Consider the following 13525-nt stretch of genomic DNA (forward strand, 5'->3'; position numbering starts at 1 on the left):
GAGAAGCCCGCGGGCTTCTCTTTATTAGTTTCGCCTAATTTTTGCCAATAGATGAAGGATCTCAAAGTATAACCAGACTAATGTTACCATCAAGCCAAATGCGCCGTACCATTCCATGTATTTGGGAACACGCTGGTTTGCTCCATATTCGATAAAGTCAAAATCAAGAACCAAATTAAGCGCCGCTATAACTACGATAAATAGACTGATACCAATACCTATTGGTCCTGAACTATGAAGGTAGGGAATATCGATTCCGAAAAAACCTAAAATGAAACTCGTAAGATAAACAAGCATAATTCCGGCGGTTGCAGAGAAAACGATCAATCTGAAATTGTGTGTAACTTTAATGATTCGGAGCATATAAGCGAGCAGCAAGGCAAATAGCGTACCGAATGTTAATGCCGCGGCCTGCATTGTGATTCCATTAAACTGAGATTCAAAGTTTGCAGATATTCCGCCTACTGCCAATCCTTCCAGAGCCGCATAAAAAGGTGCCAGCAGCGGAGCGGTTTTAGGAACAAAGGCAATGATTAAAGCTGAAATGAGTCCCCCGATCACACCAATCATGATTAAGTGGCCAACAGGTTCCCCTATATTATATTGATGCCAAGTGTAAAAGGAAGAAGCCATTAAAATGATCAGTAGAATAAAGGTTTTATAAACTGTTCCTGATAATGTCATCTGTTTACTGACAGAGGTTCCTCCAAATTTATTAAAGGGTGTACCTTTTAAAGCAGGATTAGCACTTCTCATAAAAAACTACCTCCTTACCTTTCTTCCATATAACTATACGATTTTTCTATTGTAAAGTTTCATGTTTAAGCCATTTACTTCTCTCCAATTTAAGACACAAGTCCCTCTTGATATTTTTTGAAATTATGGTTCTTTAGGAAGTAATGACTATTTTGGACAAAGACCGACAAATAAAACATAAATTGGATGTATTATATAAATGAAAGAAGGGAGGTGAATTTGTGCGAATTCCAAGCATCATTATGCAAGGTTTGATCGCAGGTGCCATCCTTTTTATTCCTGGTGAAGTATTTGCCGAGAAAAACAATGAAGATAAACAAAATTCAGCAGCTGAACAAAAAACTCAATCGGATCTTAAACAGGATAATGCAAAAGCTGATATTCCTGACCGAGAATCTCTTAAAGAGAATGTATCAAAACCTGAAGTTTCTGAAGCTAGGACGAAGAAAATGAAAGGGGATACATCTAGCTCTAAAGGTTCGGAGAAAAGGTATGAAGCCAGAGAGAAGAATGCTGCTGCTGAAAAAAATAGGTCTTCTCAGCAAACAAAATACTCGAATGGACTAAAAAAATCAGTTCCTCAAGGACAACTCAAAAAGAATGTTCCAATAAATCAGCCTGTGAAGAAAAGGGCTGAAACATCAAAGTACATACATACAGAAACGCCTATAAACCAATCAGTACTGCCTGAAGTAACGGCAGAGGATGAACAAAGGAAGAAGCTCTTTTTATCAAAAAAGAAGATCAAAGAACAGCGGGAAAAAGCTGCATCAAAACTTCCTATCGAGCTTCCTTCTAAAGAACTTCCCATACAGCCGGATACAAAGGCAATACCATTAACTGCTGGACAAAGCTCTTCTCATTCATCATCCTCTAAGGACGCTGGAAATGGAGGAGCGCCTTTAGCCAATGTTAAGGCTAATTTGGTCCTGCCGTTAATCTTTGCTGATAGTGAAAAAGTTTCTGTGTATTTTAGCAGAATGGACCTCTTGAGAAGTCAATGGGTGAACGCACCGCCATCAATGCCACCGGAAACTGCTCTTTAATTTTTCATGGAGATATTGTGATGTTATTAAATCAACCATTTGAAAATTAAGGAGCGAATTATAATGAAAAAAGTCAACCGTACATTTGTAAAATCTTTAGTATTTGCTGGAACATTAACTCTTGCGGCAGTTGTAGGAACAGGTGCTGCTGAAGCGGCTGGTAATAAAACAGAGCATGCGATAAAGGCTCAAAGCTCAAAAGCATCTCAAGGACAAGTACAAGCTAAGGATGAGAAGTATGCAAAACCATCTAAAGTTACTGTGAAAGTTCAGAAACCAGTTAAAGCTGAAAAGCCGGTTAAGGCTGAAAAAGCAGCAAAACCTGCAAAAGCTGAAAAGCCTGTTAAAGATAAGAGTCACTCTCAAGGTGCAGAGCATGCAAGTGAAAATGCAAAGAAGCATGCTGCTCTTAACTCAGCTATTCATGCTGCTCCCACTGAAAAAGAAGAGCCAGTAGTAACTGAGCCTGTAACAGAGGAACCAACTGAGGTTACAGTTCCAGTTGAGGAAGAAGAAACTGAAGTAATCGAAATTGAAATTCCTGAAGCAGACAGTGATGAAGGTAAAACTGATGAAACTGTAACTGAAGAAGAGGATGCAACTCGCAACGATGAAGATACTGATGTGGATTCTGATGAAGAAGCTGTGAAAGAAGACGATGATGACTCTGAAACAGACGAAGTTCAAGAGGAAAATGAAGACAATCCAGTTAAAGAAGAAGAGGGGACAGATGTTATCGCTGACGAAGATGCAGTGAAAGAAGATGATTCTGACGAAGAAGAATCTGAAGATACTGAAGAAGTAAAAGAAAACAAATCTCTTCAAAACAAAATCAATTCTAATGCATATGAGCGTTCAAGTGAAAACGCGAAGCTGCATGCTGCACCAAACGCTGCTGTTCACGCTGCAGAAGCAGAAGAAGTACCAGCTGAAGAAGAAGTGACTGAGGAAGCACCAGCAACTGAGGAAACTACTACTGAAGAAGAAGTGACTGAGGAAGCTCCGGCAACTGAAGAAACTGCGACTGAAGATGAAGCAACTGACGAAGCTCCAGCAGCTGAAGAAACAACTGAAGAAGTTGAAGAAGAAGCAAAAGAAAACAAATCTCTTCAAAACAAAATCAACTCTAATGCGTATGAGCGTTCAAGTAAAAACGCGAAGCTGCATGCTGCACCAAACGCTGCTGTGCACGCTGTAGAAACAGAAGAAGCTCCAGCTGAAGAAGAAGTAACTGAAGAAGCACCGGCAACTGAAGAAACAACGACTGAAGAAGAAACATCTGAAGAAGTTACTGCTCTTTTAAACAAGATCCGTTCTTTAGCAGCTGAGCATGCTAGTGAAAATGCGAAACTTTATGCGGCAATCAATGCAGCTATTTTAGCAGTTGAAGATGTATTAGAAGAAAATGCTTCTGAAGTTGTTGAAGTACCAGCAACTGAAGAAGAGACAGCTGTAATTGAAGTAAAATAATTGTTTTTGAAAGTCAGGGGTAGTGTCCCCTGGCTTTTTTATTTTTGTTCTTGTAGAAGTGTCAATATAATAACCTATTTGGTGAAAATAATGCTTAGATTTTTCAATATAACACCAAAGATGGTGAAATTATTGGTGCGTTTGGTGAAATTAATTCTAGTTGGCTCCTTCTGAACTTCAAAGTGCCAACAAAACCGGTGATTAAGTAATTGGCGTCAGTCAAGCTGCCTAATTTTGTACGATTTATAAGTATGTCCACTCTAAATTTGATGTTTTTTTGCTAGTTTTCCTTCTATATCCGCTAGACAGCTACACCTGCATCTTTAACAATGTATCCAACAATCTCAGCACTTATGGAGACAAGCTCTTTCCCTGCCGCATAAGTTAAATAATAACTATATATTCCAACGTTTTCTTTTAAAGGAACAGGGAACTATATTCTTGAGAACAAAGGAGGTGGGTTAGTTGTTAAATACGGGCGATCGAGCACCAGATTTTACGTTGCCATCCACGCTTCAAAAAGATATTTCTTTGGCGGATTTTAGAGGCAATAAAAATGTACTTGTAGCGTTCTATCCGCTAGACTTTACACCTGGCTGAATAAAGGAAATCACCTCTTGGAAAGAGGATTATCAGCGTTTTAAAGATGCTAATACAGAAGTGCTTGCGATAAGTGTGGATCATATTTATTCCCATAATGTTTTCTCTGCTAGCCTTGGGACGCTTCCTTATCCGCTTTTAGCCGATTGGCATAAAAAAGTGACAAAAGCTTTTGGCGTATTAAACGAAAAGAATGGTACTGCAATTCGTTCTTGTTTCGTAATTGACCAAGATGGGATTATTCGATACTGCAACCATAAGTTTGATGCTAACGAAAGACTTCAATATGAGGAAGTATTTAAAGCTTGTGAAAACTGTGGAAAGGAAGAATAGCAATGGACAAGAAACATAAATACAACAATCAACATGAAGATCCGACAGCACATGCTGAAAAGGAAATTAATGAATTTTTTTATGATGAAAATCGGGAAGATGATGGTCATCCTACTGACTATATGAACAATGATATGCCAGCGGTAAATATTGCGAAACCTGATGATGAAAAATAAAAGCTGCATTTAGCGGCTTTATTTTTTTGAGGAAGCTTGTACAAAACACCATGAATACGGCGCCATCTTTAAGATGATGTGTTACTATAGAAGAGAAAATATGCTGATATAGGAATAGGAAGGAACCGGCTTAATGAATATATTTCTTACCGGAGCTACCGGTTTTTTAGGTGGACGCTTAATTCAAAATTTAGCGCGTGAAGGACATACGTTATTTGTACTGGCGCGTAATATAAAAAAAGCGGAACAGCTTCTTTTAAAGACAGCTGATCTTAAAGGCGATATTCATATTATTCAAGGAGATATTACAGTTCCTGATCTGGGTATGAACAAGGAGACTCAACAGGAGCTTGCCAATAAAATTGATGTTTTTTATCATATGGCCGCCCTTGTAAAGTTTGATCTTGATCTTAAAGAAGAACTTTTTCAAATAAATTTTTCAGGGACCAAATATGCTTTAGAGGCAGCAGAAAAAATGGGTGTATCGCATTTTTACTATGTCAGTACGGCTTATACTTTAGGAAAAGACGAATCTGCAAAAGAAGAGCTTCATTCGTTAGACCGTTCGTTTAATAATCCTTATGAGGAAAGCAAGTGTAAAGCTGAACACCTCTGTATGGATTATAAAAAACTCTTCAACGTTACCATTTTAAGACCTGCCATCATTATCGGCGATTCCAAAACAGGGGAAGCTGATTCGAAGTTTACTCTTTATGGTTTATTGAGAAGTCTAGAAGTTTTCAAAAAGAGATTTCAGCGTAAAGGACTGGGTGAACGCGTTTTTCATTTATTGTGTGAAGAAGGCAGCACTCAGAATCTCGTTCCTGTAGATTATGTGGCGGATGTATTATCAGATGTGCTGCAAAAAGGCAGAGAAAATAACATTTATCATATTACAAACAGCAATCCGCCGTTAAGTGCTGATGTATTTCAAATCATGAGAGACAAGGCTGGACTCGATCTTTTCAAACTTGCTCCTTATGATTATGAGCCGAATCTTAATGAGGAAGAACTGCTGTTGAACAATGTAGTTGATGTATATAAGAACTATTTGAATCGAAACATTGCGTTTGATGACTCAAACACGCAAGAGCTGCTTAAAACATTAGATAAAAAACCACTCCAAATGGATGAAGAGATGATTAAAAGAATTATTAAAGGCTATCGAGATAATTCTTCAATTACAAAATAATCTGAATGCATCTATTTACAAAATATGCATATACTGGTATAGTGGAGAAGTAAATTATTCTAACAAAACCCAAGGAGGGATGTATGATGAGACAACTTAAAGGATTGACTTCAGAGAGTGTATTGTTTCTTGTACAGCCTATTGGGACAATGAAGAATAGCAGATAACGTTTTATGATTTGTAATTTCTGCGATTAAATTTGTCATTTTAACCATGGGCTGTGCAATCAGTTCATGGTTTTTTATATGAAAAAGAGGCTATTTGTGCACCTCTCTTTCTTTAAAGAACCGTATTCTGCGGTTCTTTTTTATTACAAAAAAAATTAGACAACATTTATTCGGAGGGTATTACATTGAATTTAAAATCACTAGGTTGGAATCAAACATTTGAAGAAGCTTTTAAGGCATATGAAAATCAGTTACTTGTTCCGGGCAGGATCAGCGTTGAGCATAAAGGTCTTTATGACGTTCTTACAGAACACGGTGAACTGCTTGGCGAAATTACAGGGAAAATCAGATTCAACGCTACTGGAAGACACGATTATCCTGCCGTAGGTGATTGGGTTGCTGTTTCAGCTGTTCCTCAAGAAGGAAAAGCTTATATTCATGGGATCTTGCCTCGAAAGAGCAAGTTTTCAAGGAAAGCAGCAGGTCTGACGACAGAAGAACAAATTGTAGCGACTAACGTAGACACTGTATTTTTAGTGAATGCTACAAATCAGGATTTTAATCTGCGCAGATTGGAGCGCTACTTATTGATGGCATGGGAGAGCGGGGCTACACCAGTTATCGTTCTAAGTAAAGCTGATCTTTGCGATGATGTACAAAAGTATATGGATGAGGTTGAGACAATAGCATTTGGAGTACCCACTTTCGCAGTCAGTGCGGAAAGCGGTATAGGCCTTGATGCACTATCTTCTTTTATAAAAGAAGGAGAAACCGTTGCGCTATTGGGATCCTCTGGGGTTGGAAAGTCAACACTAGCCAATAAGCTTTTTGGCCAGGAAGTATTAAAGACGAACGATATTCGTGAAGAAGATGGAAAAGGAAAGCATACGACGACTCACCGAGAGCTGCTCGTACTTGAAAACGGAGGAATACTGATTGACACACCAGGAATGCGCGAGCTGCAGCTTTGGGAAGGTGACAACAGTTTAAGGCAGAGCTTCCAGGATATTGAGGCATTTGCGGAGCAATGCCGGTTCCGTGACTGTACACATAATAATGAACCGGGATGCGGCGTCCAGACGGCTATTGAAACCGGTGAATTGGATGAAGAACGTTATAACAGCTTCCTAAAGCTTCAGCGTGAACTCGCTTATTTTGCCAGAAAAGAGGATCAAAAACTGGCTCTTGCAGAAAGAGCACGCTGGAAAAAGATTGCGGGTGACCGTACAAGAGTTCATAGGAAATAAGATATGAAAATCATCCCCAAAAGGAAACGCCCTTTTGGGGATTTTTTATTTTTGTGAGCGATTTCTGAAGTTTACGAGCGGTTCCAGGGATTTACGAGCGATGCTTAAAATACTCTAGCTATCACTAAAGATAAAACTGCTTTGTTTCTTGTTCTATACAATTTTCTATATAAAAAGGTTTTTTATAGGGAATCATCAAATTAAGAAGTGTAGAGGAGGGATAGGAAGTGGCTCAAACGTTTACGATTCAAACACACCAGCGAGACGAAATGTATGAGATTACGAGTTCACTGCAAGCTTATCTGGAGGAGCAGCGTGTAAAAGACGGAGTGATGTATGTGTACTGTCCGCATACCACAGCAGGCATTACGATTAATGAAAACGCAGATCCTGATGTTGTAAAAGACATGCTGATGAGGCTTGATGAAGTGTACCCATGGGAACACCCCAAATATCGGCATGCTGAGGGCAATTCAGCTTCTCATTTAAAAGCCAGCACGGTTGGTTCCTCACAAGTCATACTGATCCAGAATGGCGAATTGCTGCTTGGAACATGGCAAGGCATTTATTTTTGTGAATTCGATGGACCAAGGACAAGAAAGTATCACGTTAAAATACTGTCTAATCATAATTAATTTGATGCAATCCGCTGAGTACATTTCAGCGGATTTTTTTATTTTCCTACTAAAGTTCTAGTTGCGGAATGTAAGGGATTTTGTTGAACATTAGGGAAAACTTTTAAATTTAAAATAAAATATCTATTTTTTCAAAATTTTAGTTGTCTACTGCCGCGGATTCATGTACTATTTTTTTAAATAGTTGCAATTATCAAAATATTCTTACGAGGGGGATTTTTAGGTGGGGATTAAAAAAGGGTTAAAAGTATTAGTAGCTTCTGCATTGTCTTTAGGACTTTTAGCAGGCTGTAATGCTTCAGGAGGATCAGGAGGCAGTGGTGGAGGAAGCGGAAAGGTTATTAAAATTGCAACACAGACTCCATTATCAGGAGGAAGTGCAACACTTGGAGAATCTATTAAACTTGGTGCGCAGCTTGCTCTTGAAGAAAACAAGAAGAAGTTTGAAGACTTAGGGTACAAGCTTCAGCTTCAGCCATATGATGATCAAGCTGACCCTAAAAAAGGTGTAGCTAACGCCCAGCTTATCGGTTCTGATAAATCCATCCTTGGGGTAGTCGGCCACTTGAACTCAGGTGTTTCTATCCCGTCATCTGAAGTCTATGAAAAGTACAACGTTCCGATGGTTTCTCCAGCTAATACAGCTACGGAAGTAACAGACCGCGGACTTAAGACAGTAAACCGTATCGTTGCACGTGACGATTTCCAAGGTCCTGCAGGTGCAGACTTTGCGATTAATAAATTAGGAGCTAAAAAGATTTTTGTTATCCAAGATAAAACAGCCTACGGAACAGGTTTAGCTGATGCGTTCAAAAAGGCAGCTGAAGACGCAGGGGCTGAAATTCTTGGATATGAAGGAATTACTGTTGGAGAGAAAGATTTCAATGGTGTTCTTACACAAGTACTGTCAAAGAAACCTGACTTAGTATTCTTTGGCGGACTTTATACAGAAGGCGGCCAGCTAATTCGTCAAGCGCGTGACAAAGGGATCAAAATCCCATTCATGGGCGGAGATGGAATGGACTCTTCTACTCTTGTTGAGATCGCAGGCGATGCTGTAGAAAACGTATACTACACATCTGTTGCCGCTGATGCGAGTAAAACAGATGAAGGCAAAGATTTCTCTTCAAAATACAAAGAGAAATTTAACAAGAACGTAGAATCTTATTCTGCTTATGGCTATGATTCTATGAGCGTTTTACTAAAAGGACTTGAAGCTGCAATTGAAGGCAATGATGGAGATCTTCCATCCCGTGAGAAAGTGGCAGAAGAAATCCGTAAAATTCAAGAGTTTCAAGGTGTAGTAACAAAAGTCGGATTCGATGACAAAGGTGATAACAAGTTCGCTAAAGTATATATTTATAAATTCAGTGAAGCTAAATATCCTGGAGTACAAGAAGGCGAAATCAGTAAGTAAACCAACGTTTACATGAGAGGGAATGACCCTAAAGGCCATATCCCTCTTCTTTTTTACATAAACTCCCTAGTTGTGAAAGAGAGGAATATTTATGTTAGCTGAAATTTTACAAACTTTGCCTCAAGTTCTTGTTGATGGTTTAGCTCTTGGTGCAATTTATGCGGTTATCGCACTTGGATACACGATGGTTTATGGAATATTGGAGCTTATCAACTTTGCTCATGGTGAAATTTTCATGACAGGTGCTTTTATCGGTGTAGCTATGCTCATTTTGATGACAGGAATGGGCTGGCTTGCAGCTATGCCTGCTATTCTGGCATTGATTCTTGTGCTGGTCGTTACTTCCATTCTTACCGGGTTTATGGGTGTAGGTATTGAACGGATGGCTTACAGACCGCTCCGGAACTCGCCTAAGCTTATCACACTGATTTCTGCGATTGGTGTCTCGTTTTTGCTTCAAGATTTGGTTCGTTTTATAACGGAATACAAGAGAGGGAACTACATTTTAACTGGCCCTTCCATGTTTAATGAGCAGTTTGCGATTAAATTTTCTAGCATTTCTTCATCATTCAGTGATGCGTTTTTTAAGACTTCAACGATTATCCTCATCATTTCTGTCGTGCTAATGATGATAGGACTGGACTTTTTCGTTAATAAAACAAAATGGGGAATGGCGATGAGAGCTGTTGCACAAGATCGTGAAACAGCATCGCTCATGTCGATCAACGTGAACAAAGTCATCTCGCTAACTTTCTTTATCGGATCAGCTCTTGGAGGAGCAACGGGTGTACTGTTTGCTGTTCAATATGGAACGATCGATCCTTATATCGGTTTTATCCTTGGCTTAAAAGCATTTACAGCTGCTGTACTAGGCGGAATCGGAAATATTCGGGGTGCTATGGCAGGCGGTATTATGCTTGGACTTCTGGAAATGTTTGCCGCAGCAAATCTCCAGCTTTTAACCGGCGGTATTTTTGGGGCTGAATATAAAGACGTTTTTGCGTTTGCAATCTTAATTATTGTTTTGATTTTCAAACCAGAAGGACTGTTTGGCAAAGCAGTTACAGAGAAAGTTTAGGTGAAGGTGCATGCATAAGCTGACAAATAAACTAAAAGGCAACAAACTGGCTCAGATCATTCTGCTGGTGCTCTATGTATTAGTAACTTCACTGAGCCTATACCTGGCTCAAGCATCTGTAACAGCATTTCTTCTTCTGTTATTTTCTTTGCTTCTCTTGTACTACACGGAACTGCCTGACCGATTAAAATGGGTGATTGCAGGTGTGGTATTGATTGGCGTCATACCATTCGTTTCAAGTACGGGGCCAGGGTACCAGTCATATATGGAAGTGGCTACGGTTGTAGGAATCTATGTTGCGATGGCACTGGGATTGAACATTGTAGTCGGTTTGGCCGGACTCTTGGATCTGGGATTTGTGGCGTTCTTTGCCATTGGCGCTTACACGTACGGAATCTTTGCTACAGGCCAGGCAGCTAATTTTATGCCATTCGGAGATTTTCCGCTATCTGGGGAGAGCTTCTGGATCTTTATTTTGATCGGCTGTTTTGTAGCGGCGCTTTTCGGAGTGCTTTTAGGTATACCAGTTTTGCGTGTGAAAGGAGATTATCTTGCAATCGTTACACTCGGCTTTGGGGAGATAATCCGAATTGTCTTCAACAACCTTGATAAGCCTGTAAATATTACGAACGGTGCGATGGGGCTGGCTTCTGTAAAGCCGCCTGAAATTTTCGGCTATCAATTCGTTTATCCGAATCAGTTTTATTTTATCGTTCTAGCAATCTTGTTGTTTGTCATTCTGGCTGTAAGAAGATTCGAATATTCAAAGATTGGCCGTTCATGGAAAGCGGTTAGAGAAAATGAGATTGCTGCACAATCAATGGGAATCCATCTTGTAAGGACCAAACTATTGGCATTCGCGATCGGAGCATCTTTCTCCGGAATGATGGGAGTCGTCTTTGCAGCTAAGCAGACGTTCGTTGATCCTACAAGCTTTACATTGCTCGAGTCTATTACGATTCTCGTAATGGTTATCTTAGGAGGAATGGGCAGTGTGCCTGGAGTTATTTTAGGTGCCGCGGTGATCACGATCTTAAACCTTCAAGTTCTCACAGAAGTAACAAATTACTTGAATCAGTTAAGCCTTAACGGGGTTATCAGTTTTCCAGAGGCACTAGCACCTGCTAAAATGCAAAGATTTATTTTTGGAGCTATCTTAATAGTATTTGCAATCTATCGTCCTCAAGGATTAATTCCGGCAAAAAATCCAGTGTTCGATGAGGAATCTTTAAAAGAGGGTTCCAAAAAGCACAGAAAAGAACAGATTACAGTTGAACCTGATAAAGGATTTCAAGCATAGGGGGGCGGTATGAAATGTCTATATTAACAGTGAGTAATTTAACAAAACAATTTGGCGGTCTCGTTGCTGTAAATTCAGTGGATATTACCGTTGAAAAAGGATCGATCACAGCCGTTATTGGTCCGAATGGAGCGGGAAAAACTACTTTTTTTAATTTGATTACAGGTGTTTATCAGCCTGATAAAGGAAATGTGCAGCTTGGATCAACTTCCTTAATCGGAAAGAAACCGCATGATATTGCAAGACAAGGTATTGCACGAACGTTTCAGAATATCCGTCTGTTCTCAAATATTACGGTTCTTGAAAATGTGATGGTAGGGCTGCACAAACAATTAAGAGCTGGCCTAGTCGGAACACTTTTTCAAACTAAAACGATACGCGAGGAAGAAAAGCGTGCACAGGAAGAAGCGTATCATTGGCTTGAATATGTCGGTCTTGCTAAGCATTTGAATGAAGATGCTCAAAATCTTTCATACGGAGCGCAGCGGAGGCTGGAAATAGCCCGTGCTCTCGCGACAAAACCGAAACTCCTTCTGCTCGATGAACCAGCAGCTGGGATGAACCCAAGGGAAACGAGGGAGTTAACAGAATTCATACATCGTATGAGAGAAGATCTTGATGTTACGATCGTATTGATCGAACATGATATGAGACTCGTTATGGAAATTTCGGAACAAATTTTTGTTTTGGATCATGGTGAAAAAATTGCTGAAGGAAAACCTGCAGAGATCCGTAATAATGTAAAAGTGATTGAAGCCTATCTTGGAAAAAGTGCCGTAACACCAGCGTAAGGGGGAGAACGATGAGTATTTTGCAGTTGAAGGATGTAAACACATTTTACGGTGGTATCCATGCGCTAAAAGGGATCAGCATCTCTGTTGAAAAAGGGGAGATCGTTACATTAATCGGTTCGAACGGTGCAGGAAAATCGACTACGCTGAAAACGATCAGCGGTCAGGTGATGCCGAAAACTGGCTCGGTTATTTATGAAGGAAAAGATATTTCAAAACAGCCGGCTCATTTGACGGCACAAACTGGGATTGCACATGTACCTGAAGGAAGAAGAATTTTCCCAAGACTGACTGTAAAAGAGAATCTTGAGATGGGTGCTTTTATCGTCAAAGATAAAAAGATCGTAAAAGAACGGATGGAAAAAGTATTTCAATACTTTCCTCGTCTTCAGGAACGTTTGAGCCAAAAAGGAGGCACCATGAGCGGCGGTGAGCAGCAGATGCTAGCGATAGGACGTGCGTTAATGTCAAAGCCTCGTCTATTGCTGCTGGATGAGCCATCCATGGGATTAGCGCCAGTTATTGTAGAACAAATCTTTGACATAATCAGTGATTTAAACAAAGAAGGCATGACTATTCTCTTGGTCGAACAAAATGCCTATCAGGCTCTGCAGGTTGCACATAGAGGGTATGTGATACAAACTGGAGAAATCGTGATGGCAGGACAGGGACAGGAATTGATTACAAATGAACAAGTCCGTGAAGCATATCTAGCTTAAATGCTGCAGAAGAAAACCTGGCTGAAGAAAAGCCCGGTTTTCTTTTTTGCTGTAGAATTCCTTTTGAAATTGGTTAGAAATGTTATAATTTAAAAGGAAAAAGAAAGGGGTATGAATCATGATTAAAGTACTCTTTGTTTGTTTAGGTAATATATGCCGTTCGCCAATGGCTGAGGCTATTTTTAGAGATCTGGTTAAAAAAGAAGGTCTAGAGGGGAAAATATCGATTGACTCTGCAGGAACAGGAAACTGGCATGTTGGCGAACCGCCGCATGAAGGTACAAGAAATATTTTAACGAAGAATCAAATATCATTTGAGGGTCAAAAGGCGCGTCAAATTAAAACGAACGATCTAACACAATATGATTATATTATTGGAATGGATGCAGAGAACATTGGGAACATGCACAAGATGGCTGGGCAATCAGAGACAGGCATGATTGCAAGACTTCTGGATTTTGTGCCGGAAAATGAGTTTGAAGATGTACCAGATCCGTATTTTACCGGTAATTTTCAAGAAGTGTATGACCTTGTAACAGCCGGATGCGAAAGATTGCTTATCGAAATAAAAAATAGAGAATCGCTATAAACAGGAGGA

General features: G+C 39.8%; 14 protein-coding genes. 13 read left to right on the forward strand and 1 reads right to left on the reverse strand.

From position 1 onward, the window contains the following. Positions 1–24: 24 nt before the first annotated feature. Positions 25–756, reverse strand: a complete 732-nt coding sequence (locus ABE41_RS02270) for a Bax inhibitor-1/YccA family protein (protein ID WP_066286113.1) — start codon at positions 754–756, stop codon at positions 25–27. A gap of 221 nt (positions 757–977) precedes the next feature. On the opposite strand from ABE41_RS02270, the gene ABE41_RS02275 reads away from it, so the two are divergent. The 13 genes from ABE41_RS02275 (at position 978) to ABE41_RS02330 (ending at position 13516) form a co-directional block, all read left to right on the forward strand. After that, positions 978–1802 (forward strand): hypothetical protein, encoded by an 825-nt coding sequence (locus tag ABE41_RS02275; RefSeq protein WP_066286115.1) that lies wholly within the window; start codon positions 978–980, stop codon positions 1800–1802. 63 nt (positions 1803–1865) lie between these two features. After that, complete coding sequence (locus ABE41_RS02280; protein ID WP_066286117.1) at positions 1866–3272, forward strand: hypothetical protein; 1407 nt, start codon at positions 1866–1868, stop codon at positions 3270–3272. A gap of 465 nt (positions 3273–3737) precedes the next feature. Then, the gene (locus ABE41_RS02285; RefSeq protein ID WP_301336196.1) at positions 3738–4205 is read left to right on the forward strand and encodes a redoxin domain-containing protein; all 468 of its coding nucleotides are present in this window, start codon (positions 3738–3740) and stop codon (positions 4203–4205) included. A gap of 2 nt (positions 4206–4207) precedes the next feature. Further along, positions 4208–4381 carry a hypothetical protein gene (locus ABE41_RS20875; protein WP_156774207.1) on the forward strand — a complete coding sequence of 58 codons (174 nt, stop codon included), beginning with the start codon at positions 4208–4210 and terminating at the stop codon, positions 4379–4381. A gap of 133 nt (positions 4382–4514) precedes the next feature. Then, positions 4515–5573: an SDR family oxidoreductase gene (locus tag ABE41_RS02290; RefSeq protein ID WP_066286118.1), complete on the forward strand. Its 1059-nt coding sequence runs from the start codon at positions 4515–4517 to the stop codon at positions 5571–5573. A gap of 352 nt (positions 5574–5925) precedes the next feature. After that, a complete protein-coding gene (rsgA, locus tag ABE41_RS02295) occupies positions 5926–6987 on the forward strand; it encodes a ribosome small subunit-dependent GTPase A (protein ID WP_066286119.1) in 1062 nt (353 codons plus the stop codon). 227 nt (positions 6988–7214) lie between these two features. Then, positions 7215–7622, forward strand: a complete 408-nt coding sequence (locus ABE41_RS02300) for a secondary thiamine-phosphate synthase enzyme YjbQ (protein ID WP_083207617.1) — start codon at positions 7215–7217, stop codon at positions 7620–7622. A gap of 223 nt (positions 7623–7845) precedes the next feature. Next, positions 7846–9039 carry a branched-chain amino acid ABC transporter substrate-binding protein gene (locus ABE41_RS02305; protein ID WP_066286120.1) on the forward strand — a complete coding sequence of 398 codons (1194 nt, stop codon included), beginning with the start codon at positions 7846–7848 and terminating at the stop codon, positions 9037–9039. A gap of 91 nt (positions 9040–9130) precedes the next feature. Continuing rightward, positions 9131–10117: a branched-chain amino acid ABC transporter permease gene (locus tag ABE41_RS02310; protein ID WP_066286122.1), complete on the forward strand. Its 987-nt coding sequence runs from the start codon at positions 9131–9133 to the stop codon at positions 10115–10117. A gap of 10 nt (positions 10118–10127) precedes the next feature. After that, entirely contained in the window at positions 10128–11417 is a 1290-nt protein-coding gene (locus tag ABE41_RS02315; RefSeq protein ID WP_066286123.1) for a branched-chain amino acid ABC transporter permease, read from the forward strand. Positions 11418–11431: 14 nt separating this feature from the next. After that, positions 11432–12208: an ABC transporter ATP-binding protein gene (locus ABE41_RS02320; protein WP_066286124.1), complete on the forward strand. Its 777-nt coding sequence runs from the start codon at positions 11432–11434 to the stop codon at positions 12206–12208. An 11-nt stretch (positions 12209–12219) separates the two neighbouring features. Beyond that, positions 12220–12927, forward strand: a complete 708-nt coding sequence (locus ABE41_RS02325; RefSeq protein ID WP_066286125.1) for an ABC transporter ATP-binding protein — start codon at positions 12220–12222, stop codon at positions 12925–12927. 118 nt (positions 12928–13045) lie between these two features. After that, complete coding sequence (locus ABE41_RS02330; RefSeq protein ID WP_066286128.1) at positions 13046–13516, forward strand: low molecular weight protein-tyrosine-phosphatase; 471 nt, start codon at positions 13046–13048, stop codon at positions 13514–13516. Positions 13517–13525: the final 9 nt, after the last annotated feature.

Source organism: Fictibacillus arsenicus (assembly GCF_001642935.1).
GTDB lineage: Bacteria > Bacillota > Bacilli > Bacillales > Fictibacillaceae > Fictibacillus > Fictibacillus arsenicus_B.

Bases quoted from the DNA above. Each gene is read 5' to 3' on its own strand.
- ABE41_RS02325 (WP_066286125.1), top strand. From the start codon at position 12,220: ATGAGTATTTTGCAGTTGAAGGATGTAAACACATTTTACGGTGGTATC.
- ABE41_RS02330 (WP_066286128.1), top strand. From the start codon at position 13,046: ATGATTAAAGTACTCTTTGTTTGTTTAGGTAATATATGCCGTTCGCCA.
- ABE41_RS02310 (WP_066286122.1), top strand. From the start codon at position 9,131: ATGTTAGCTGAAATTTTACAAACTTTGCCTCAAGTTCTTGTTGATGGT.
- ABE41_RS02315 (WP_066286123.1), top strand. From the start codon at position 10,128: ATGCATAAGCTGACAAATAAACTAAAAGGCAACAAACTGGCTCAGATC.
- ABE41_RS20875 (WP_156774207.1), top strand. From the start codon at position 4,208: ATGGACAAGAAACATAAATACAACAATCAACATGAAGATCCGACAGCA.
- ABE41_RS02280 (WP_066286117.1), top strand. From the start codon at position 1,866: ATGAAAAAAGTCAACCGTACATTTGTAAAATCTTTAGTATTTGCTGGA.
- ABE41_RS02290 (WP_066286118.1), top strand. From the start codon at position 4,515: ATGAATATATTTCTTACCGGAGCTACCGGTTTTTTAGGTGGACGCTTA.
- ABE41_RS02270 (WP_066286113.1), bottom strand. From the start codon at position 756: ATGAGAAGTGCTAATCCTGCTTTAAAAGGTACACCCTTTAATAAATTT.
- ABE41_RS02320 (WP_066286124.1), top strand. From the start codon at position 11,432: ATGTCTATATTAACAGTGAGTAATTTAACAAAACAATTTGGCGGTCTC.